The 22,774-nt window shown below is 72.2% G+C and carries 18 protein-coding genes; 3 read left to right on the plus strand and 15 right to left on the minus strand.

Going from position 1 to position 22,774, the window contains the following annotated elements:
* Positions 1–152: 152 nt before the first annotated feature.
* The 5 genes from ffh to ACFY3N_RS34335 form a co-directional block, all read right to left on the minus strand.
* Entirely contained in the window at positions 153–1,703 is a 1,551-nt protein-coding gene (gene ffh / locus ACFY3N_RS34315; RefSeq protein WP_390820725.1) for a signal recognition particle protein, read from the minus strand.
* Positions 1,704–1,926: 223 nt separating this feature from the next.
* Positions 1,927–4,356 (minus strand): [protein-PII] uridylyltransferase, encoded by a 2,430-nt coding sequence (locus ACFY3N_RS34320; protein ID WP_390820754.1) that lies wholly within the window; start codon positions 4,354–4,356, stop codon positions 1,927–1,929.
* 43 nt (positions 4,357–4,399) lie between these two features.
* Positions 4,400–4,738 carry a P-II family nitrogen regulator gene (locus ACFY3N_RS34325; RefSeq protein WP_030231663.1) on the minus strand — a complete coding sequence of 113 codons (339 nt, stop codon included), beginning with the start codon at positions 4,736–4,738 and terminating at the stop codon, positions 4,400–4,402.
* Positions 4,735–6,075: an ammonium transporter gene (locus ACFY3N_RS34330; protein WP_390820726.1), complete on the minus strand. Its 1,341-nt coding sequence runs from the start codon at positions 6,073–6,075 to the stop codon at positions 4,735–4,737. Before ACFY3N_RS34330 ends, ACFY3N_RS34325 begins: the two co-directional genes overlap by 4 nt.
* A gap of 347 nt (positions 6,076–6,422) precedes the next feature.
* Positions 6,423–7,919 carry a hypothetical protein gene (locus ACFY3N_RS34335; protein WP_390820727.1) on the minus strand — a complete coding sequence of 499 codons (1,497 nt, stop codon included), beginning with the start codon at positions 7,917–7,919 and terminating at the stop codon, positions 6,423–6,425.
* A gap of 447 nt (positions 7,920–8,366) precedes the next feature.
* Between ACFY3N_RS34335 and ACFY3N_RS34340 the strand changes: the two genes are divergently transcribed.
* Positions 8,367–9,035, plus strand: a complete 669-nt coding sequence (locus ACFY3N_RS34340) for a bifunctional DNA primase/polymerase (protein WP_390820728.1) — start codon at positions 8,367–8,369, stop codon at positions 9,033–9,035.
* A gap of 174 nt (positions 9,036–9,209) precedes the next feature.
* On the opposite strand, the gene ftsY is transcribed toward ACFY3N_RS34340, so the two are convergent.
* The 5 genes from ftsY to ACFY3N_RS34365 form a co-directional block, all read right to left on the minus strand.
* Positions 9,210–10,415 carry a signal recognition particle-docking protein FtsY gene (ftsY, locus tag ACFY3N_RS34345; RefSeq protein WP_390820729.1) on the minus strand — a complete coding sequence of 402 codons (1,206 nt, stop codon included), beginning with the start codon at positions 10,413–10,415 and terminating at the stop codon, positions 9,210–9,212.
* A gap of 331 nt (positions 10,416–10,746) precedes the next feature.
* Positions 10,747–12,165: a sugar porter family MFS transporter gene (locus ACFY3N_RS34350; protein WP_390820730.1), complete on the minus strand. Its 1,419-nt coding sequence runs from the start codon at positions 12,163–12,165 to the stop codon at positions 10,747–10,749.
* Between the two features lie 193 nt (positions 12,166–12,358).
* Positions 12,359–16,003 (minus strand): AAA family ATPase, encoded by a 3,645-nt coding sequence (locus tag ACFY3N_RS34355; RefSeq protein ID WP_390820731.1) that lies wholly within the window; start codon positions 16,001–16,003, stop codon positions 12,359–12,361.
* A 287-nt stretch (positions 16,004–16,290) separates the two neighbouring features.
* On the minus strand, positions 16,291–16,494 hold the full coding sequence (locus ACFY3N_RS34360) for a hypothetical protein (RefSeq protein ID WP_030824772.1): 204 nt from the start codon (positions 16,492–16,494) through the stop codon (positions 16,291–16,293).
* Between the two features lie 377 nt (positions 16,495–16,871).
* Entirely contained in the window at positions 16,872–17,153 is a 282-nt protein-coding gene (locus ACFY3N_RS34365) for an acylphosphatase (RefSeq protein WP_390820732.1), read from the minus strand.
* Between the two features lie 176 nt (positions 17,154–17,329).
* Between ACFY3N_RS34365 and ACFY3N_RS34370 the strand changes: the two genes are divergently transcribed.
* Together ACFY3N_RS34370 and ACFY3N_RS34375 are read left to right on the plus strand one after the other, a co-directional pair.
* On the plus strand, positions 17,330–18,511 hold the full coding sequence (locus tag ACFY3N_RS34370; RefSeq protein ID WP_390820733.1) for a CAP domain-containing protein: 1,182 nt from the start codon (positions 17,330–17,332) through the stop codon (positions 18,509–18,511).
* Positions 18,512–18,581: 70 nt separating this feature from the next.
* Positions 18,582–18,980, plus strand: coding sequence for a winged helix-turn-helix transcriptional regulator (locus ACFY3N_RS34375; RefSeq protein ID WP_390820734.1), 399 nt, complete (start codon positions 18,582–18,584; stop codon positions 18,978–18,980).
* On the opposite strand, the gene mutM is transcribed toward ACFY3N_RS34375, so the two are convergent.
* The 5 genes from mutM to ACFY3N_RS34400 all read right to left on the minus strand — a co-directional run bounded on the left by mutM (position 18,953) and on the right by ACFY3N_RS34400 (position 22,765).
* Positions 18,953–19,813 (minus strand): bifunctional DNA-formamidopyrimidine glycosylase/DNA-(apurinic or apyrimidinic site) lyase, encoded by an 861-nt coding sequence (gene mutM / locus ACFY3N_RS34380; protein WP_390820735.1) that lies wholly within the window; start codon positions 19,811–19,813, stop codon positions 18,953–18,955. The two genes, ACFY3N_RS34375 and mutM, sit on opposite strands and share 28 nt — an antisense overlap.
* A 79-nt stretch (positions 19,814–19,892) precedes the next feature.
* Positions 19,893–20,711, minus strand: a complete 819-nt coding sequence (rnc, locus tag ACFY3N_RS34385; RefSeq protein ID WP_390820755.1) for a ribonuclease III — start codon at positions 20,709–20,711, stop codon at positions 19,893–19,895.
* A 19-nt stretch (positions 20,712–20,730) separates the two neighbouring features.
* Entirely contained in the window at positions 20,731–20,904 is a 174-nt protein-coding gene (rpmF, locus tag ACFY3N_RS34390) for a 50S ribosomal protein L32 (protein WP_003951102.1), read from the minus strand.
* 2 nt (positions 20,905–20,906) lie between these two features.
* Entirely contained in the window at positions 20,907–21,551 is a 645-nt protein-coding gene (locus ACFY3N_RS34395; RefSeq protein WP_390820736.1) for a YceD family protein, read from the minus strand.
* 128 nt (positions 21,552–21,679) lie between these two features.
* Positions 21,680–22,765, minus strand: a complete 1,086-nt coding sequence (locus tag ACFY3N_RS34400) for an ATP synthase F0 subunit B (protein ID WP_390820737.1) — start codon at positions 22,763–22,765, stop codon at positions 21,680–21,682.
* Between the last annotated feature and the right edge of the window lie 9 nt (positions 22,766–22,774).

Here is a 22,774-nt window from a genome sequence, read left to right on the forward strand (position 1 = left end):
GGGGGGGGGGGGGGGGGGGGGGGGGGGGGGGGGGGGGGGGGGGGGGGGGTGGCCCCCGGGGGGGGGGCCCCGGGCCCCCGGGGCCCCCCCCCCCCGGGGCGGGGGGGCCCCCCGGGGGGGGGGGGGCCCCCCCGGCGCCGTACGACGGGTTCTCAGCCCATGAACTTCTTGAACTCGTCGGGCAGCTCGAAGTCCTTGCCGCCCTGCTGCGGCAGCCCGAAGGCGCCGGCGCCCTCCGCGGCGGCGGCGCGGCGCGCGGCCTCCTCCTGCTCCTGCTGCTTGCGCTTCATCGGGTTGCCGGAGCGCTGCTTGCCCTTGGCCTGCTTCTGCTTCTTCTTCTGCCGGCCCGGACCGCCGCCCATGCCCGGCATCCCGGGCATCCCCGGCATGCCGCCGCCCTGAGCCATGCGGGACATCATCTTCCGGGCCTCGAAGAACCGCTCGACCAGGTTCTTCACCGCGCTGACCTCGACACCGGAGCCCTTGGCGATACGGGCACGGCGCGAGCCGTTGATGATCGTGGGCTCCTGGCGCTCGGCCGGGGTCATCGACTTGATGATCGCGGCCGTACGGTCGACGTCGCGCTCGTCGAGGTTGTTGATCTGGTCCTTGATCTGGCCCATGCCCGGGAGCATGCCGAGCAGCTTGCTGATGCTGCCCATCTTCCGGACCTGCTCCATCTGGGCCAGGAAGTCGTCCAGGGTGAAGTCCTGGCCCTTCTTCGACGCCAGCTTGGAGGCCATCTTCTCGGCCTCTTCCTGGCTGAACGTCTTCTCCGCCTGCTCGATCAGGGTGAGCAGGTCACCCATGTCGAGGATGCGGGAGGCCATCCGGTCCGGGTGGAAGGCGTCGAAGTCGTCGAGCTTCTCGCCGTTCGACGCGAACATGATCGGCTTGCCGGTGATCTGCCGGATCGACAGGGCGGCGCCACCGCGGGCGTCGCCGTCGAGCTTGGAGAGCACCACGCCGTCGAAGCCGACGCCGTCGCGGAAGGCCTCGGCGGTGTTGACGGCGTCCTGGCCGATCATCGCGTCGACGACGAACAGGATCTCGTCGGGCCGGACGGCGTCGCGGATGTCCGCGGCCTGCTGCATCATCTCCTGGTCGATGCCCAGGCGGCCGGCGGTGTCCACGATCACGATGTCGTGGACCTTGGTCCGCGCGAAGTCGATGGAGTCCTTGGCGACCTTCACCGGGTCGCCCACGCCGTTGCCCGGCTCCGGCGCGTAGACGGCCACGCCCGCGCGCTCGGCGACGACGCTGAGCTGGTTGACCGCGTTCGGGCGCTGGAGGTCGGCGGCGACCAGCACCGGCGAGTGGCCCTGCTCCTTCAGCCAGCGGCCGAGCTTGCCCGCGAGGGTGGTCTTACCGGCACCCTGCAGACCGGCCAGCATGATCACGGTCGGCGGCTGCTTGGCGAAGCGCAGCCGGCGGGTCTCGCCGCCCAGGATCGTGACGAGCTCGTCGTTCACGATCTTCAGTACCTGCTGGGCGGGGTTCAGCGCCTTGGAGACCTCGGCGCCGAGCGCGCGCTCCTTGACGTTCTTGATGAACGTGCGGACGACCGGCAGGGCCACGTCCGCTTCCAGGAGCGCGATGCGGATCTCACGCGCCGTGGCGTCGATGTCCGCTTCGCTCAGCCGGCCTTTTCCGCGGAGGTTTTTGAAAGTCGCGCTGAGGCGGTCGGAGAGAGTATCGAACACGGCGGCGTCGGTCCTCGGGGTCGGGGGCGGAACTGGGCTGCCCTCCAGGGTATCCGGCCCGGCAGGCAAATCGTCCCCACCCGCCGGGGTCGGCGGGCGGGGGGACGGGGACCCCGCGTCGGCGAGGAGCGGTCGGGCCCGGTGACGCGGCACGCGTCCCGCCCGGGACCGTCCCCGCGGTGGCGGGGAGCACGTCCCGTGCACGCACGACATGACCGGGAGGTCAGGCCCGCAGTGCCTCCTCCAGCTTCCGGGCCACGGCCACCGCCTCGTCGCCCGGCAGGGGGACACCCTGCTCCTGCGTCACGTAGAAAGCGTCCACGGCGTTCGCGCCGAGCGTGGAGACGTGCGCGCTGCGCACCCGTAGCGCCGCGTCCTCCAGCGCCCGCCCGATCCGGAACAGCAGGCCCGGCGCGTCCTGCGCGCGGACCTCGATCACCGTGGCGTGCCGGGAGGCCGCCGGGGCGACGGTCACGCGCGGCGGCGGCGCGACCACGCCCCGCCGCCTCGGGTACGCGGCGTCCCGTTCGGCGAGGCGGCCGGCGATGTCCAGGGTGCCGTCGAGGGCGCGTACGAGGTCGGCGCGGAGCCGGGCGGCCTGGGGCAGGGAGCCGTACTCGGCGGCGACCCGCCAGTCCAGCAGCAGCACGGAGCCCTCCACACCGTCCGGGAGGTCCACCGACCGCAGCTCCGCGGTCCGCACGGTCAGCCGGTGCATGGCGAGCACCCCGGCCACGGCGGGCAGCACACCCGCCTGGTCGGGCACCGCGATGCGCAGTTCCACGCCCAGCGGCTCGGGATCGTCGGTGGGCTCGGTGGGCGGCTCGGCCCGGGCCCGCAGGGACAGCACCGGCGCGCCCGTGGCGACGGCCTCGATCGCCAGTCGCTCCTGTTCCGCGGTGGGCGCGGCTTCCTCGGGTCCCTCCGGGGCGTCTCCGGACAGCACGGCGGAGACCCGTCCGACCAGGTCGGCGACGAGCGAGGCGCGCCAGGACGACCAGGCGGCCGGCCCGGTGGCGAGGGCGTCCGCCTCGGTGAGGGCGTGCAGCAGTTCGAGGGTGCCCTGGGCGCCCACGGCGTCGGCGACCGCCCGTACGGTGGCGGGATCCTCCAGGTCGCGCCGGGTGGCGGTCTCGACGAGCAGCAGGTGGTGGCGTACGAGGGTGGCGATCACGGTGACGTCGTGCTGGTCGAAGCCGATGCGGGCGGCCACGTCCCTGGCGATGACCTCGCCGGCCACCGAGTGGTCGCCGGGCCAGCCCTTGCCGATGTCGTGCAGCAGCGCGGCGACCAGCAGCAGGTCGGGGCGGCTGACGCGGCGGGTGAACGCGGAGGCGCGCACGGCGGTCTCGATGAGGTGCCGGTCGACGGTCCAGATGTGCACGGCGTTGCGCTGCGGACGGCAGCGGACCCTGTCCCAGTCCGGCAGCAGCAGGCTGACCAGGCCCTCCGCCTCCAGCGCCTCCCAGGCCTCGACGGTGGGGCGGCCGGAACCCAGCAGGGTGACGAGCTGTTCGCGGGCCTCGGCGGGCCACGGCGTGGGCAGGGGGCGCGCGCCGGTCGCCATGCGCCGTGCGGCGTGCAGGGAGAGCGGGAGTCCGGCCTGTGCGGCGGCGGCCGCGGCACGCAGGGGAAGCACGGGATCGCGGTCGGGGCGCGCGGCGCGGGCGAGCACCACCTCGCCGTCCTGTTCCACGACCCCTTCGGCCAGCGGGGAGCGCTCGGCGCCCGGCTTCCCGCCCCCGCCCAGCATGGCGCGCAGCCGGGGCCGTACCGCGCGGGAGCGCAGTACGCGTCCCACTTCGCGCCAGGTGACGTCACCGGCGTAGGCGATGACGCGCGCGGCCTCGTAGACCTGCCGCAGCAGCACGTCCGCGTCGAGCACGCCCAGTTCGGCCGCGACCTGGTCCTGTTCCTGGAGCGCGAGCCGGTCGGTGGCACGCCCGGTCGTCAGGTGCAGGGCGTCCCGTACGTCGAGGAGCCGGCGGCGGGCGTCGGCGAGGCCCTCGCGCGGGGCGTCGGCGAGCCAGGAGGCGGCGACGGCGCGCAGGGCGGTGGCGTCGCGCAGTCCGCCGCGGGCCTCCTTGAGGTCGGGTTCCAGGAGGTACTGCAGTTCGCCCTGGCGTTCGGCGCGTTCCTCGCACAGCTCCCGCAGGGCGGGGAGGCGTTTCGGGGCCTGGTTGCGCCAGTCGGCGAGCACCGCCGTGCGCAGGGCGGTGGTGAGGCCGAGGTCGCCGGCGATGTGCCGGGCGTCCAGCAGTCCGAGCTGCACCTTGAGGTCCTCGCCCGCAGTTCTGCGGGCCTCGGCCGGGGTGCGGACGGAGTGGTCGAGGGCGAGGCCCAGGTCCCAGACGGGGTACCAGAGGCGGTCCGCGAGGGCGGCGACCGCCTCGGGGTCGCCGCCGTCGTGCAGCAGGAGGAGGTCGAGGTCGCTGCGCGGGGAGAGCTCCGCGCGCCCGTAGCCGCCCACGGCGACCAGGGACACCCCGCGCGCGCCCGCCGCGCCCGCCGCGAACAGTCCGCCGAGCCAGTCGTCGGTGAGGTCCGCGAGGGCGGTGCGGCGCGGCGGCCCGGACCGCGCCTCCTCGGTGAGAAGGTGCAGCCGGGCCGCCGCGTAGCCGCTGGGTCCCGAGTCCTCTGCCTCGTTGTGCATGTCCGTCCCCGTCACCCAGCGACTCCTGTTCGTCCGTCCGCTGTCAGAGCGCGTCCGGGCCGCGCTCGCCGGTCCGCACCCGTACGGCCGTCTCGACCGGGATCGACCAGACCTTGCCGTCGCCGATCTTGCCGGTGCGGGCCGCCTTGACCACGACGTCGATCAGCTGCTCGGCGTCGTCGTCCTCGACCAGCACCTCGATGCGGATCTTGGGCACCAGGTCGACGGTGTACTCGGCACCGCGGTAGACCTCGGTGTGGCCGCGCTGGCGGCCGTAGCCGCTGGCCTCGGTGACGGTCAGTCCGTGCACTCCGAAGGCCTGGAGGGCCTCCTTGATCTCGTCGAGCCGGTGCGGCTTGACGACGGCGGTGATGAGCTTCATGCGTCCACCTTCTTGCTCTCGGCCGGGGCGACGGGGGCGGTGGCCGCGGTGCGGGCCGCGCCGCCGCCGGCGCCGCTGAAGTCGTATGCGGTCTCGGCGTGCTCGGCCTGGTCGATGCCGGCCACCTCGTCGTCCTCGGAGACTCGCATACCGATGGTCTTGTCGAGGAGGAGGGCGAGGACCGCGGAGACGACCAGGGAGTAGGCGAGGACACCGAAGACGCCGGCGCACTGCTTCCAGAACTGGTCCAGGCCGCCGCCGTAGAAGAGGCCCGCGACGTCGGACTGGCCCTTGCCGGTGGCGAAGAAGCCGATGAGCAGGGAGCCGAGGATGCCGCCGACGAGGTGGACCCCGACGACGTCGAGGGAGTCGTCGTAGCCGAACTTGTACTTGAGGCCGACGGCCATGGCGCACAGCACACCGGCGATGAGGCCGACGGCGATCGCGCCGAGCGGGGAGACCGCGCCGCCGGCCGGGGTGATCGCGACCAGACCGGAGACCGCGCCGGAGGCGGCGCCCAGCGTGGTGAACGCGCCGTGGCGGATCTTCTCGTAGGCGAGCCAGCCGAGGACCGCGGCGCCGGTGGCGACCTGGGTGTTGACGAACATCAGGGCGCCGACGCCGTCGTCGTTGCCGAGCCAGGAGCCGGCGTTGAAGCCGAACCAGCCGAACCACAGCAGCCCGGCGCCGAGCATGACCAGCGGGAGGCTGTGCGGGCGCATCGGGTCCTTCTTGAAGCCGATGCGCTTGCCGATCACCAGGATCACACCGAGCGCGGCGGCACCGGCGTTGATGTGGACGGCCGTTCCGCCGGCGAAGTCGATGACGCCCAGCTCGAAGGCCCAGCCGCCGGCGCCCCAGACCCAGTGCGCGACCGGGAAGTAGACGACGGTGGCCCACAGGGCGACGAACAGGGCCCACGCGGTGAACTTCACGCGGTCCGCGAGCGCTCCGCTGATCAGCGCGGGCGTGAGGACGGCGAACATCAGCTGGAAGACCAGGAAGACGAAGACCGGGATGGTGTAGCCGTCCCAGAGTTCGGTCAGGCCGATGTCGCTCAGGCCGACCCAGTCGGAGTTCCAGCCGATGACGCTGCCGGAGTCGGTGCCGAACGCCATGGAGAAGCCGTACAGCACCCACAGGACGGTGACGATGCCGAGGCTGATGAAGCTCATCATCAGCATGTTCAGGGTGCTCTTGACGCGGACCATGCCTCCGTAGAAGAAGGCCAGACCCGGGGTCATGAGCATCACCAGGGCGGAACAGATGAGCATGAACCCTGTGTTGGCGGCGGACAGCGTGGGCGCGTCTGCGGCCAGGGTGATGGCTGGTGCCATCGGCGTCTCCTCGTCGTTGGTACGGCCCCGTGCGGGCGAAGCCTTGGGCGGATGGAGGGGTGGGCCGGTTATGCGCCATGAGATTCGCGCAGCGCCGTTTCGGTGGAGGCCCCTCGTTGTTTCGCCGCCGTGACGAAGGCACCCGACGTGTTACGGGTCGATGAACTGCCGGATCCGGGGCGTGCCGATCGTTATCGTGACGCAACCTTCGGTGTACGGCGGTGAGCCGTGGCCGGGGAGACACACGACCGGCCGCGGCCGGCCTCCGAATGACCTGGCATGGGGGAGCCGAGTCGGGCAGTTCGGGAGGGCCGGCCGCGGCCGGGGCCTGGCGGTACCTCGGGGTCTTAGACCGCGTCCGCGGTCTCGGGCAGCTCGATCGCGAGCCGCTCGCCGAGTTCGACGACTTCGGCGAGGTCCCCGAAGTCGCGGACGGCGGTGTCGACCGTCTTTCGGATACGAGTGTTGACGCGCTCGGAACGGACCTTCTTGGCCGCCTTGATGGCGTCGGTGGCGAGAACCGCGCTCTGCTCGGGCTCGTTCTGCAGCAGGTGGACGGTGGCCATGCCGATCAGGTTGAGGGCGTAGGAGCGCTGGTGTTCGCCGCCCTCCCGGCCGAACAGCTCCACGGCCCGCCGCATCAGCGGCTCGGCGAGCGAGGCGTAGGTGGGGCTGCGGCCGGCGACGTAGGCGAGGTCGCGGTAGGAGTGGGAGTTCTCCGCGTGCAGCTCGGCCTCGGAGAAGAAGCGGATCCAGTCGGGGTCGGGCTCGTCCCACTCCTCGGCCTCGGCGAAGGTGTCCTCGGCCATCCGCACCGCCCGCTTGCACCGGCCGGGCTGGCCCATGTTGGCGTAGGCGCGGGCCTCCATCGCATACAGCATGGACTGGGTGCGCGGGCTCGCGCAGTCCCGGCTGCCGTACTGGGCGAGGTGGATCAGCTCCAGGGCGTCCTCGGGCCGACCGAGGTGGATCATCTGCCTGCTCATGCTGGAGAGCACGTACGAGCCGAGCGGCCGGTCGCCGGCCTCCTTGGCGGCGTGCAGGGCGAGCACGAAGTACTTCTGCGCGGTGGGCTGGAGCCCCACGTCGTACGACATCCAGCCGGCCAGTTCGGCGAGTTCGGCGGCGACCTTGAACAGGCGTCGGGTGGTGGCCTCGGGCTGGGGTTCCTGGAGCAGGTCGGTCACCTCGTGCAGCTGTCCGACGACCGCCTTGCGGCGCAGACCGCCGCCGCACTGGGCGTCCCACTGCCGGAACATCACGGTGGTGGTCTCCAGCAGGTCCAGCTCCGGCTTGGAGAGCCGGCCGCGGGCGCGCGCGGAGGAGGACACCGGGTCGGCGTCGGGCCGGGCCGGCGGGGCCGGCGGGGAGGGGACGAGCCAGCGCTGCATGGGCTCGATGAGGGACGGGCCCGCGGAGAGGGCCAGCGAGCTCCCGAGGAAGCCGCGCCGCGCCAGCATCAGGTCGCTGCGCGAGAACTCGCTGAGCAGGGCCACGGTCTGCGGGCCCGTCCAGGGCAGGTCGACGCCGGTCGCGGAGGGTGCCGGGCGGACGGTGCGCAGGCCCAGGTCCTCGACGGAGACGACGACACCGAAGCGCTCGGAGAACAGCTCGGACAGGATCCTGGGGATCGGCTCGCGCGGGTTCTCACCGTCCAGCCAGCGGCGCACGCGCGAGGTGTCGGTGGAGATGTGGTTGGCGCCCAACTGGCGTGCCCTGCGGTTGACTTGGCGGGCGAGCTCGCCCTTGGACCAGCCGCTGCGGACGAACCACGACGCGAGCAGCTCGTTCGGGCGCTTCTCCGCGCTCGCAGCGTTCGTCCCGCCACCGCCGTTGCCGCTCACTGGAACGCCCCCATCCCTGAAGACCACTTGTCGCCGAGTGCGCCAAACCCTATCAGAATGCCGGTTGTCGGGGCCGCCCGTCCGACGGTTGTCACCCTTCGAACGGAGAGCCGAGTTGCCTCCGGCATACCCACGAGTGCATGTGCCCCAAGAAGCCGTGCACACAAAGTAACCCTACGATCACCCGCCTCACCATGGCGGAACCACAATCGCCACCATTCGCCACCCCTTCGAATGAACTCACCGTTGCCATCCCACGATTCACTTGACACGGGACAGCCAAAAGTGGATGCGGCGATGCACCGAGGGGCGCGCATCTCCGGACGCACCACCCCCGGGCGCTTCGAAGCGCCGGTTGAGTGGAGCGTCATCGGGAAGTCGGAAACAGAGAGTCACTTTCCGCGTTCGTTGCGTGACCGTCGGTACGTCGGACCCGTTGGAGGGGGCATGGGCTTCACGATCGGTATCAGCCGGGGCATCCGCGACATCCGGTCCGGCTCGCGTCGCCGGAGCCGCTCCTCGGACGGCACCGTCGTGGCGGAGTACACCGGACTGTGGGGCTGGGACGTGGTGCCGGGCGTCCGGGCCGCCGCGGGCGCCTGCTCCTGCGGTCACGCCGGGTGCCGGGCACCGGGCGCGCATCCGCTGGACCGGGCGCCGGTGATCCGTGCCGGGGCCCCGCTGGACGAGGTGACCGCGGTCTGGTCGGAGTTCCCGGGGGCCTCGCTGATGCTGCCGGTCGGGCGGGCGTTCGACGTGATCGAGGTCGCGGAGGCCGCCGGGCGCCACGCCCTGGCCCGGCTGGAGCGCATGGGCCTGCCGGTCGGCCCGGTCGCCGCCACCCCGGACGGCCGCGCCCACTTCTTCGTCGCCGCCGGCGCCGCCGCCGCACTGCCCGAGCTGCTCTACCGCATGGGCTGGGACGACCCGGCCGCCCTGGACCTGCGCGGCCTCGGGCCCGGTACGCACATCACGGCACCGCCGTCCGACCGGGGCACCCTGGGCCCGGTGCGCTGGCTCCGCTCCCCCGCCCTGGACTCGGCGTCCCGCCGCCCGCCCGAGGCCCGTCTGCTGCTGGGCACGCTGGCGTACGTGGCGCACCGGTCGGGTGCCTAGCGCCACCCGGCCACCACCCGGAGGCCCGCCCCCGGACGACACCCGGGCGGGGCGCCGGGGCGCGGCCGGCGGAGCGGACGTCCGCGCCCCGGACACGGCGAAGCGCCCGTCCCCCGACCGGCTCGGGGGCGGGCGCTTCTTCGCGTCTGCCGGGTTCTCCTCGGGTGCCGGACGTCACTCCCCGATGAGGGCGTCCACGAACGCGTCCGGCTCGAACGGCGCCAGATCGTCCGCGCCCTCGCCGAGTCCGACCAGCTTGACCGGCACGCCCAGCTCGCGCTGCACGGCGATCACGATGCCGCCCTTGGCCGTGCCGTCCAGCTTGGTGAGCACGATGCCGGTGATGTCGACGACCTCGGCGAAGACCCGGGCCTGGACCAGACCGTTCTGACCGGTGGTGGCGTCGAGCACGAGCAGCACCTCGTCCAGCGGGGCCTGCTTCTCCACGACCCGCTTGACCTTGCCGAGCTCGTCCATGAGACCGGTCTTGGTGTGCAGCCGGCCGGCGGTGTCGATGAGCACGGCGTCGGCGGCCATCTCCTTGCCCTCCTTGACCGCGTCGAACGCGACGGAGGCGGGGTCGCCGCCCTCCGGGCCGCGCACGGTGTGGGCGCCGACCCGCTCGCCCCAGGTCTGCAGCTGGTCGGCGGCGGCGGCGCGGAAGGTGTCGGCGGCACCGAGCACGACGGTGTTGCCGTCGGCGACCAGGACGCGGGCGAGCTTGCCGGTAGTGGTGGTCTTGCCGGTGCCGTTGACGCCGACGACCATCACGATGCCGGGGCCGCCGGCCGCGTTCTCGGTGTGCACGGTGCGGTCCATCTCGGGACCGACCAGTGCGATCAGCTCCTCGCGGAGCAGCCCGCGCAGCTCCTCGGGGGTGCGGGTGCCGAGCACCTTCACGCGCTCGCGCAGCCGCTCGACCAGTTCCTGGGTGGGCTGCACACCGACGTCGGCGGTGAGCAGGGTGTCCTCGATCTCCTCCCAGGTGTCCTCGTCGAGGTGCTCGCGGGACAGCAGGATGAGCAGGCCCTTGCCCAGGGCGTTCTGCGAACGGGAGAGACGGGCGCGCAGCCGGACCAGACGGCCGGCGGTGGGCTCCGGGATCTCGATCTCGGGAGCCTCGACGGCGGCGGGCGGTTCCTCGATGACGACGGGACCGGCGCCCGCCGGAAGATCAACCTCCTCTATGGTGCGCCGCGGTTCCTCCCGCGGCGTCTCGGCCTCTTCGCCGACGTGCGGCTCGGCCGGAGGGGCGGTGATGTCGGGCGCGGCGGGCGGCGGCGGGGGCAGCGGCTTCCTGCGCCGGCTGCCGACGATGAGCCCGCCGAGCGCGCCGAGCACGACCACGGCGATGACTACAGCAAGGATGACGATGTCCATAACAGCCCCAGTATGGCGTGACCTCCCGCAAGGCCGTTCGCTGTACGCGCGGGGTCCTCGGCCCCGCCGGGCCGGACCGGGCCCGCCGCCCGGCCTCGTGCCGGGCGGGAGGCCTTCGGGAGCGGGGTCGCGGCGCGTCCAGTATCGGACGGGACGCGCGGGTCCGCGAAGGCGCACGCGTGAGGCCCGGTCTCCGGTCTCCGGTCTCCGGTCTCCGGGGAGAACACGCCGCCGCCCTCGCCCGGAGGACCGGGGCGAGGGCGGCGGTGAGGGTGCGGGGAGAGGGACGGCGGGGACTTGAGCCCTTCTCCCCGGACTCGGGGGGCTGTGCTCAGCCCATCTCCTCCAGCGCCTTGCCCTTCGTCTCCTTCACGAACTTCAGGACGAACGGGATGGAGAGCGCGGCGAAGACCGTGTAGATCACGTAGGTGACCGACAGGTTCCAGTCGGCCAGCGAGGGGAAGCTCGCGGTGATGGCCCAGTTGGCGATCCACTGCGCGGCGGCGGCGACGCCGAGGGCGGCGGCGCGGATCCGGTTGGGGAACATCTCGCCGAGCATGACCCAGACCACCACGCCCCACGACAGGGCGAAGAAGAGGACGAAGACGTGCGCGGCGATCAGGGCGACCCAGCCCTGGGTGGCGGGCAGCGCTCCGTCGACGAGGTCGGACGAGAAGGCCCAGGCCTCCAGCGCGAGGCCGATCACCATGCCGACGGAGCCGATGATCGCGAGCGGCCTGCGGCCGACGCGGTCGACGAAGATCATCGCGATGACGGTGCCGACGATGTTGATGATCGACGTGGTGAACGAGTAGAAGAACGAGTCCGTCGGGTCGACGCCGACCGACTGCCACAGCGTCGAGGAGTAGTAGAACGCGACGTTGATGCCGACGAACTGCTGGAACACCGACAGGCCGATGCCGATCCAGACGATCGGCTTGAAGAAGAAGCTGCCGCCGAGCAGGTCCTTGAAGCTGGACTTCTCCTCGCGGTGCATCGCCGACTCGATCTCGGTGACGCGGGCGGTCAGGTCGATGTCCTTGCCCTCGACCTCTTCGAGGATCTGCCGGGCGCGCTCGTGCTTGCCGACGGAGATCAGGTAGCGCGGGGACTCGGGGATGGCGAAGGAGAGCAGGCCGTAGAGGACGGCCGGGATCACCATGACGCCGAGCATGACCTGCCAGGCCTCCAGGCCCATCAGCTCACCGCGCTGGTCGCCGTCGGCGGCGTTCAGGATGCCCCAGTTGACCAGCTGCGACACGGCGATGCCGACGACGATCGCGGCCTGCTGGAAGGAGCCGAGCCGGCCGCGGTAGGCGGGCGGGGCGACCTCGGCGATGTAGGCCGGGCCGATGACGGAGGCCATGCCGATGGCGAAGCCGCCGACGATCCGCCAGAAGGCGAGGTCCCACAGCGCGAAGGGCAGCGCGGAGCCGACGGCGCTGATGGTGAACAGGACCGCGGCGATCTGCATGCACCGGATGCGGCCGATGCGGTCGGCTATGCGGCCGGCGGTCGCGGCGCCGATGGCACACCCGATCAGGGCGACGGCGATGACCTGCGCGAGCGCGGCGGAGCCGATGTCGTAGCGGTCGCGGATGGCCTCGACGGCGCCGTTGATCACGGAGCTGTCGTAGCCGAACAGGAAACCGCCCATGGCGGCCGCCGCCGCGATGAAGATGACGTGCCCGAGATGTTCGGGGTGAGCCGTCCCGGCTCCTGATTTCTGTGCCTGCGTGGTGCTGGTCACGTGTACTCCTCGGGCCACCGGCAACATCGCCGGATGGGGGTCAGCCCTTCGAGGTCCAGCTGAAGGTACCTGAAGGTAAAAACAACATTGCAGAGACTATGCCTTCAACTTTTGAAGTCAATAGGTCATGTGCTGTGAGTTTTTAGACGCGACAGAGTGAAGATCGTTCAGAACTTGAATGTTGTGTGCCGGTCTAGCGCAGACGCTGGCTGATGACCTTGGACACGCCGTCTCCCTGCATGGACACGCCGTACAGCGCGTCGGCGACCTCCATGGTGCGCTTCTGGTGCGTGATCACGATCAGCTGCGAGGCCTCCTGCAGCTCCTGCATGATCCGGATCAGCCGCTGGAGGTTGGTGTCGTCGAGGGCGGCCTCGACCTCGTCCATGACGTAGAACGGGCTGGGCCGCGCCTTGAAGATCGACACGAGCAGCGCCACGGCGGTCAGGGACCGCTCGCCGCCCGACAGCAGCGACAGGCGCTTGACCTTCTTGCCGGGCGGACGCGCCTCGACGTCCACGCCCGTGGTGAGCATGTTGTCGGGGTCGGTCAGCACCAGGCGCCCCTCACCGCCCGGGAACAGCCGGGAGAAGACGCCCTCGAACTCGCGGGCGGTGTCCCGGTAGGCCTCGGTGAAGACCTGCTCGACGCGTTCGTCGACCTCCTTGACGACCCGGAGCAGGTCCGCGCGGGTCTTCTTCAGGTCCTCCAGCTGCTCGCTGAGGAACCGGTGGCGTTCCTCGAGAGCCGCGAACTCCTCCAGGGCGAGCGGGTTCACCTTGCCGAGCTGCTGGTAGGCGCGCTCGGCGGCCTTCAGGCGCTTCTCCTGCTCGGCCCGCACGAAGGGACGGGGCCTGTTGCGCGGGTGCTGCGGATCCTCCGGCAGCTGTTCGCCCTCGGCGGGGGGCGAGGGCGGCACCGGCTGGTGCGGGCCGTACTCCGACACCAGCCCGGCCGGTTCCACACCGAGTTCCTCCAGCGCCCTGGTCTCCAGCTGCTCCATCCGCAGCCGTTTCTCGGCGCCGAGTACCTCACCCCGGTGAACCGAATCCGTCAATGTGTCGAGTACCGCCTTGAGGTCGCGCCCCTCGGTGCGGGCACGGGCGAGTTCCTGCTCGCGGCGGGCCTTGGCCGTGTCGGCGGCGGTGCGCTCCCGGTCGGCACGGGCGAGGGAGACCTCGACGTGCGCGAGGAGCTGCCGGGCGCCCGCGGCGACGGCGCCGGCGACGGCGGCCTCGTGCCGCAGCCGGGCCCGGCGCTGTTCGGCACGCGCGCGTGCCTCGCGTTCCGCGCGGGCGGCGCGGTCCAGGGAGTCGGCCCGTCCGGTGAGCCCCTTGACCCGTTCCTCGTGCGTACGGACCTGGAGGCGGGCCTCCATCTCGGTCTGGCGGGCGTTGGCCCCGTCGGCGGCGAGCCGGTCGCGCACGGCGGTGTCGGGCTCCTCCTCGAACGGCGTCTCCTCGGCGACGGCGAGCCGCTCGGCGAGTTCCTCGACGTCGATGAGCGCCTTGTCGTGTGCTTCCTGTGCCCTGGCCGCGGCGGCGCCGGCCCGCTCGGCCTCCCCGGCGGCGCCGCGCGCCTGTCCCGCGAGCCGGCCGAGCTGCTGGGCGACGGAGGACTTCTCCCGGTCCGCGGCCCGGCGCCGCTCCCCGAGTTCCTCCACGAGGGCCGCGCACTCCCGGCGCCGCCCGGCCGCCGCCTCCTGCGCCCCGGCCAGCTCCGCGCACCGCACGGCCAGCTCCTCCAGCTCGGCGGCGGCCTCGTCCACGGACGCCTGCACCTCCAGCAGGCTGGGGGCGCCCGCCGAACCGCCCTGGGCGAAGTGGGCGCCGAGCAGATCCCCTCCGGCGGTGACGGCGGTGAGGTCGGGGTGGGCGCCGACGAGTTCCTCGGCGTCCTCCAGGGTGCCGACGACGACGACGCGGTGCAGCAGCCGTCGGACGGCCGGCATGAGCTCGGCGGGCCCGCTGACGAGGTCCGCGGCGGGACGCGCCTCGGGGAAGGGAGGGGCGGACGGTCCGGCGGCCGCGGGTGCGTCGTGGCCGGCCGCGCCGTTCCCCGCGTCCCCCCGGGGCGTTGCCGGGCCGGCGGGGAGGGGGGAGGCGGAGCTCCCCTCCGGGGCTTTCGCCAGGAGCAGGGTCGCCCGGCCCGCGTCCTGTGCGCGCAGCAGACGGATCGCGTCGGCCGCGGCGGACGGCGAGGTCACCGCGAGGGCGTCGGCCGCCGTGCCGAACGCGGCCGCGAGCGGTACCTCGTAGCCGGCCGTCACCGTCAGCAGCTCCGCGGCCGGGCCCAGCAGCCCCGTGAGGCGGTCCTTCGCGCCCAGCAGGGCGCCGGTGCCGTCCTTGCGGCGCAGGCCGAGCGCCAGTGCCTCGTGGCGGGCCTGGGTAGCGGCGCGCTTTCGTTCCGCCGCGGTGAGCGCCTCGCGGGCGGCGGTGAGGGCGGTCTCGGCCTCCGCGAGCCGCCGCCCGGCCTCGTCGTGCCGCTCGGCGAGTTCGGCGTCCCCCGCGTCGAGGCCGTCGACCTCGGCCCGGAGCGCCTCGTACTCCTCCTGCGCGGCGGTGGCCCGCTCCCGGGCCTCGTCGCGGGCGGCGGCCAGCCGTTCGATCTCGGCCCGGGCGGCGGCGGCGCGCGAACGGGCCGCGCCCACCTGTCCCTTGAGCCGGGCGAGCCCCTCACGCCGGTCGGCGATGGCCCGTGCGGCGTCCTTCAGCCGCCGTTCCTCCTGGACGAGTTCGCGTTCCAGCTCCGCGCGGTGGGCGACCGTGTCCTCCAGCGCGCGTTCGGCCGCTTCCAGGGCGGCCTCCAGCTCGGCCTCCTGCTCGCGGATGCGGGCGGCCTCGCGCTCCATGTCCTCGGGGTCCCGGCCGCGCCGCTCCTCGGGGGGCGCGGAGGTCGCGCTCTGCACGCGCGCGTCGGCCAGCGAGACGGTGCCGCGCACCCGCTCGGCGAGCTGGGAGAGCTCGTACCAGGTCTGCTGGGCGTTCTGCAGCCGCGGAGTGAGCCGGCGCACCTCGTCCTCCAGGTGGGCCTCGCGCCGGAGGGCCTTCCCCAGCTCGGCCTCGGCCGCCTCCCTGCGCTCCTTGAGGGCGGCCTCGTCGGCGATCTCGGCCTGCAGTGCCTCGCGCAGCCGTACGAGGTCGTCGGCGAGCAGCCGCAGCCGGGCGTCGCGCAGGTCGGCCTGGATGACGGCGGCCCGCCGGGCGACGGCGGCCTGGCGGCCGAGCGGCTTGAGCCGGCGCCGCAGCTCGTCGGTGAGGTCCTGCACGCGGGCGAGGTTGGCCTGCATCGCGTCCAGCTTCCGCAGCGCCTTCTCCTTGCGCTTGCGGTGCTTGAGGACGCCGGCGGCCTCCTCGATGAAGGCGCGGCGACCCGTGGGGTCGGCGTGCAGGACGGAGTCGAGCCGGCCCTGGCCGACGATGACGTGCATCTCACGTCCGATGCCGGAGTCGGAGAGCAGTTCCTGGATGTCGAGGAGACGGCAGGTGTCGCCGTTGATCTGGTACTCGCTGCCGCCGTTGCGGAACATGATCCGCGTGATGGTGACCTCGGCGTACTCGATGGGGAGGGCGCCGTCGGAGTTGTCCATGGTCAGGGACACCTCGGCACGGCCCAGCGGGGGGCGGCCGGTGGTGCCGGCGAAGATGACGTCCTCCATCTTGCCGCCGCGCAGCGACTTGGCGCCCTGCTCGCCCATGACCCAGCTGAGCGCGTCCACGACATTGGACTTGCCCGAGCCGTTCGGACCCACGACGCAGGTGATCCCCGGCTCGAACCGGAGCGTGGTCGCGGAGGCGAACGACTTGAAGCCGCGGAGGGTCAGGGCCTTGAGGTGCACGCCGCCGGACTTTACCCGCCGGACTTCGCCCACCGGGCTGATCCCACTCCGTGAACGCACGGTTTCGCGGGTGAACGCTCAGGGCACATCAGACGTTGAAGACGGTGAAAGGATGCGCGGGACAGCGAGTGCGGAGCGCCGTGCGCGGGGGCGTGGGTGCTGGGGCGAGGTCGCGGAGGCAGGAAAGAAAGAAGGGACGCCGGGGCGTCCCTTGCCATTCAGACTGCTCGGCGGTGATGACGGGCGGGCCCGACCACTGCTGTGCCGTTCGTGGAGCTGTGCAGTGATCAGGTGAGCGCAGGCTCCGCCTGGTGTGCGTCAACGCTCTCCATGATCCTGTCGTGAGAAGCGGCAGCCGCCAGCGCGTCCTTCTCCGCCTGGATCCGTACGAGCTCGGATTCCAGGTCCTGGACGCGCTGCTGGAGCCGTCGCATCTCGGCGAGGAGTCGCGGGTCGGAGCCGCCGACGTAACCGAGAAGCGCCTTTGCCATGATGGATGGTCCTCCACAATGAGTGACCGACCGATGCGGTGTGGGTCGTGAGGGATTCGCACCCGCGGTGCTTGGCAGGCCTGGAGTTGTACTGCCGTTCAGCCATGCCAAACAGCTAAGGTGCGCGGGGCTTTCAGCGTCTCACCAAAAAGTTTGAGGGTCAACACGATCACGCCCCGTATGGGTGGACAACCGGGTGCGCACGGCCGGCGGACAACGGCGGCGCGAGTCTCACGGGTCCTCGGGACGTGGCGATCATCTTGGCGGCCGGCGCCGCCCACGGCAAGCCCTTCTCGGCAATCACCAGGACTTTTTCGTCGGGGAGGGCCCGTCGCACCGGCCGTCCACGGCCTTCGGGGCCGCCGGGGCGGGCGGGATCAGCGGACGGCGAAGCCCTCGTAGCCGCCGCGCGGTGTGTCCCAGATCTCGGTGACTCCGTCCACGCGTCCGGGCGTGTCGCCGGCCTGGAGCCAGTCGAGCAGCCCCTCGCAGCGTTCGCGGGCGCCCTCGGCGACCACTTGGACCCTGCCGTCCCCCAGATTGAGAGCAAAACCACGCAGGCCGCCGATCTCCAGCGCCTTGGCCCTCGTGAACCAGCGGAAACCCACGCCCTGGACACGTCCGCGCACCCAGGCGACCAGTCGCACATCCTCGCTCATGGCTGCAACCTAACCGGTCAATGTCTCCGGGGGCACACCTCGCCCTTGCGCCATGCGGTAGCGTCCCCACCCATGAATCTCATATGAAACTCACTCGTTCGTGTGAGTTTCGTGATCGTTGAGTTTCGGGTTGGTCGCCAGCACGAGTCGACCGCAAGGACGAGGAAGGCCAGGACATGGGACGCCACCGACGCTCCGCCGCCGGCCGCGCCGCCACGGGTCGCGCCACCGGGGTCACTCACGACGACCCCTGCGCCGACGGCCCGCTTCCGAGGGACGACCGGCGGAACGGCCCGCCCACGATGGGCACCGCGCCGTACCTCAACCCGCAGGCGTACGCCGAGACGTACGCGAAGAGCGAGGCCTATCTCTACGCGACGGACGGCGCCGGAGCCCCAGCCGGGGGCGGCGACTTCACCCGCGGCGGTTTCCCGGGCGCCGACTTCTCGACGGGACCGGACCGGATCGGCCACGCCTTCGCCGGTGACGGCCCCGGGCCCGACGACGCCCCCCGCACCGGCGGACACCGGCGCCGGAAGAAGAAGGCCGCGGCCCCGGTCCGTACCGGCCTGCTCGGTGTCTCCGCCGCGGTGGCCCTCGGCACGGTGGCGGTGGCCACCGGCGCGGTGCCCGGTCTGGAGAACTACCGGCTCGGCGGCGACAGCGCCTCCGGTGACAGCGTGCAGGCCGGGGACGCGCCGACCAACTCGCCCAGCGGGCAGGGCGGCACGTCCGGCACTCCGGAGAACCCGAGCCGCGACGCCGGCGCCCCGGCGAGCCGTGACGCCGAGCGCTCCGCCTCGCCCGAGCCGTCCGCGTCGGCCTCCACGTCGGCCGCGCCGACGAAGACCCCGGAGAAGAGGACTCCGGAGAAGAAGGAGACCGCGGCGGCCCCCGAGGAGACCGCGGAGAAGACGCCGTCCCGCAAGGCGACGCCGGAGCCGGAGAAGAAGACGAGCACTCCGGTGGCCGGGTCGGCGGAGGCCGTCGCCGGTGCCGAGGTGCTCCGGCTGGTCAACGCCGAGCGGGCCAAGGCGGGGTGCAGCCCGGTCACCGCGAGCAGCACGCTGACCGATCTGGCCACGGCGTTCAGCGACGACATGGCCGCCCGGGGCTTCTTCGACCACACCGACCCCGACGGCGACACCCCGTGGGACAGGGCCAAGGCGGCCGGCATAAGCAACCTGGGCGGCGAGAACATCGCCCGGGGCCAGGCCGACGCCGAGGCCGTGATGCAGTCCTGGATGGACAGCCCCGGCCACAAGGCGAACATACTGAACTGCGACTTCAAGACGCTGGGCGTGGGGGTCCACATGGGGTCGGGCGGCCCGTGGTGGACCCAGAACTTCGGCTACTGACCTCCGGTCAGCGCAATCCGCGGGTCAGCGCAACCCGTGGGTCAGCGCTGCTCTGCCGTAGGCTTGTGCCATGACGACCGCGCGGCGACCGGAGGAGCGGGAGCTCCCCTTCAACGTGTTCGCCAGGGCGTGCCCGTCCCGCGGCACGCTGGAGCATGTGACCGGGCGCTGGGGCGCGCTGACCCTCGGCGCGCTCCACGAGGGCTCGTTGCGGTTCAACGAGCTGCGCCGCCGGGTCGACGGGGTGAGCGAGAAGATGCTCTCCCAGACGCTGCACGCGCTGGAGCGCGACGGGCTGGTGCACCGTGAGGCCCAGCCCACCAACCCGCCCCGCGTGGACTACGAACTGACCCCGCTGGGCCACGAGGTCACCCGGCGCCTGCTCTCCCTCATCCAGTGCGTCGAGGGCAGCATGGACGCCGTGCTCGAGGCCCGTGAGCGCTACGACGAGACGCGCGGCGCCCGCTGACACCTCGGGCAGAAGTAGCTGGACCGGTTCATCCACGCCCGCCGGCGCATCGGCGTACCGCAGCGGCGGCAGGGCAGCCCTTCACGGCCGTAGGCGTCCAGGGACCGGTCGAAGTAGCCGGACTCCCCGTTGACGTTGACGTAGAGACTGTCGAAGCTGGTGCCGCCCACCGCGAGCGCGGCGTTCATGACGTCCCGGACATGGCCCAGCAGGAGCAGGGTGCGCGGGCGGGTGAAGCCGGCCGTCGGGCGCTCGTAGTGGATGCGGGCCCGCCACAGCGCCTCGTCGGCGTAGATGTTGCCGACGCCGCTGATCAGTGACTGGTCGAGCAGGGCCCGCTTGATGGTGGTCCGCTTGCGGCGCAGCGCGCGGTGGAACGCCTCCTCGTCGAAGAGCGGGTCGAGAGGGTCCCGGGCGATGTGCGCGATGACGTCGGGCAGTCCGTCGGGGGTGGTGTCGTGCAGCGACAGACCGCCGAAGGTGCGCTGGTCGACGAAGCGGAGTTCGGTGTCCAGGGCGTCGGTGAAGCGGACGCGGATGCGCAGGTGCTTCTCGTCCGGCGCCGTGTGCGGCTGGACCAGGAGCTGGCCGCTCATGCCGAGGTGGGCCAGGACCGACTGGCCGGTGTCCTCCAGGGGCAGCCACAGGTACTTGCCTCGGCGGCCGGGGACGCCGATGCGGTGCCCCTCGAGCCGGTGCGCGAAGTCGTCGGCGCCGGCGACGTGACGGCGTACCGCGCGCGGGTGCAGCACCTCGGCGTCGGCGACGGTCCGGTGGGCGACCCACCTCTCGAGTCCGCGCCGTACGACCTCGACCTCGGGCAGCTCGGGCATGGTGTCCCCTCCCAGGACCGGTGGACGAACACCGAGCGCCCGCCCCGGTGCGGGGCGGGCGCTCGGGTCGCGTGGTTCGTCAGGCGGAGGCCGACGGGGCGTCGGCGCTCTTCCCGGAGGCGTCGGCTTCGGCGGTCCGGACGACCTCCTCGGCCTCGGCCGCCGCCTTGGCGCGCTCGTCCGCCGCGGCCCGGATGGACCGCCACGCGGACTCGGCGGCCTGCTGCTCCGCCTCCTTCTTGCTGCGGCCGGTGCCGGTGCCGTACGAGACGCCTCCGACGCGGGCGGCAGCAGTGAAGGTCTTCTCGTGGTCCGGGCCGGTCTCCGTGACCAGGTACTCGGGCACGCCGAGTCCTTCGGTCGCGGTGAGCTCCTGGAGACTGGTCTTCCAGTCCAGGCCGGCACCGAGGTTCGAGGACTTCTCGATCAGGGGGTCGAACAGGCGGTGCACCAGCTCCGCCGCCGAGTCCAGGCCCTGGTCGAGGTAGACCGCGCCGATCACCGCTTCCAGGGTGTCGGCGAGGATGGACGCCTTGTCCCGGCCGCCCGTGCCCTCTTCACCGCGGCCGAGCCGGATGAAGGAGCCCAGTTCGAGCCCTCGGCCCACCTCCGCCAGCGCACGCGAGTTGACCACCGCGGCCCGCAGCTTGGCCAGCTGGCCTTCGGGCAGGTCGGGGTGGGTGCGGTACAGCGTGTCCGTGACGACGAGGCCGAGCACGGAGTCCCCGAGGAACTCCAGCCGCTCGTTCGTCGGCAGGCCGCCGTTCTCGTACGCGTAGGAACGGTGGGTCAGCGCACGCACCAGAAGGGCGGACTCGAGCCGGTAGCCGAGCCGCCCTTCCAGAAGCGTGTGGGACGAGGCCTGGTTGTCCGCTGAGTTCTTCTTCGGCGTGGACACAGTGCCTCTCACCGGCCGCTCAGACCTCGAGGACCTGGCGCTTGTTGTAAGTGCCGCAAGACGGGCACGCGATGTGCTGCTGCTTGGGCTCGTGGCAGCGCTCGCACGCAACCAGGGTGGGGACCGCAGCCTTCCACTGCGACCGGCGGTGGCGCGTGTTGCTGCGCGACATCTTCCGCTTCGGAACAGCCACGGCTACTTCTCCTGCTTCTCGTCGACGCCCGGTTCGGCGCCGCTCATCTCGTCCTTCTCGCCGTCCTTGATGGTGCCGGCGAGTCCCTGCAAAGCCGCCCAACGGATGTCGACGGCGTCGTGGTGGTGGTCCGGGTCGTCGGCGAGCCGTGCTCCGCACTCGGAGCACAGACCCGGGCAGTCTTCCCGGCACACCGGCTGCATCGGCAGTGCGAGCACCACCGCGTCACGCAGCACGGGCTCGAGGTCGAACAGGCCGTCCTCGATGAAGAGCCTGTCCTCGTCGTCCTCGGCGTCGTCGCCCGGTTCCGCGATCACGCGGCCCCGGTCGTCGGCGTCAGGGTACGAGAACATCTCCTGGAAGTCCGCTTCGAGCTGCTGCTCCAGCGGCTCCAGACACCTTACGCACTCCCCCTCGGCCTCGGCACGGGCGGTGCCTGTGACGAGCACCCCTTCCATGACCGACTCGAGCCGGAGCTCGAGCTCCACCGGGGCGCCTTCCGGCACTCCGATGACCCCCTTGATACCGAAGTCCTTGGGAGCGTCGACCGTACGGGTCAGGCGCTGCAGCGCACCGGGCCGCCGCCCCAGCTCGTGCGTGTCGAACACGAGGGGGTTGCGGTGGTCGAGGCGGGCGTTCAGGGCCATTCCTGCTTTCGGTCTTCGAGCTCAGAGGTACCGCTGCCCCGCGATGTTCCCGGGCAGCGTGGATCGCGGACGTAAGCGCGACCGAAGAGCCAGGATACTGGACCTTTCGCTCTCGGCCCAATCCGCCCCTACAGACCCCGCTCGCGCTCGTAGGCCCGCAGCTGTTCGGGCGTGATCATGCTGGTGTCGAAGAGGCTGGTCTCGTCCAGGGCGTAGCCCTGCTGGTCGTGCCCGGCCCGCTGCCCCTGGTTCGGGTCGTACGCCTGCCCCTGCGCGTCGTAGCCCTGGTACGCGGCGTACGGGTCGGCCTGCTGGGCGGAGGCGTCTCCCGCCGGGGCGTAGCCGGAGGCGGGGGCGTAGGCGTCCTGCTGTCCGCCGTACTGCTGCTGGTAGCCGGCGTACGGGTCGGGCTGCTGCTGATAGCCGTAGGCGGGCTCCGGCTGGGCGTATGCCTGCTGCTGCGGCTCGGGCCGCTTGGCCGGGGCGGCGTCCTGCTCGGCGAGGGACGCGAGGTCGGCGAGGTAGTCGGCGTCGCTGGAGTGCTGGACGGTGGTCGGGTCGTCGGCGAGGGCGCCGAGGTCGTCGGTGGCGATCCGGCCGTGCAGCTTCTGGCGGCCCCGCCCCACCGCCTCCAGGGTCTTGGCGAGGACCGCCTCGAAGGCGCCGAGCTTGACGTCGACGTACTCGTCGGCGGAGCGGCGCAGGGTCTCCGGGTCGTGGCTGCGCTCAGGGGCGTCCTCGTCCTCGTAGCCCTGCTCGTCGAGGCCGGGGCCGGTGCCGAGCAGCTTCTCGCGGCCACGGCCGACCGAGCCGAGCGTCTTGGTGAGGACGACCTCGAAGTTGGCCAGCTTGGAGTCGACGTAGTCGTCGGCCTCCGCGCGGATCTCCTCGGCCTCCTTGCGGGCCTCGGTGAGGATCCGGTCGGCCTCGGACTGGGAACGGCGGGCGATCTCGGTGTCGGAGATCAGGGAACCGCGCTGGGCGTGCGCGCCCTCGATGATCCGCTCGGCCTCCTGGCGGGCCTGCTCGACCATCTGCTCCCGGCCGCCGATCAGCTCCTCGGCCTGGGCGAGGGAGTCGGGGAGCGCCGCGCGCACCTCTTCGAGCATCGAGAGCAGTTCGGCGCGGTTGACCACGCACGAGGCCGACATGGGCATCGACCGGGCACTGGAGACCGTGGCGACGATCTCATCGAGCTTCTTCTGCACGTCCACCGTGTGCTC

The sequence above is a fragment of the Streptomyces sp. NPDC000348 genome, from assembly GCF_042898795.1.
Lineage (GTDB): Bacteria > Actinomycetota > Actinomycetes > Streptomycetales > Streptomycetaceae > Streptomyces.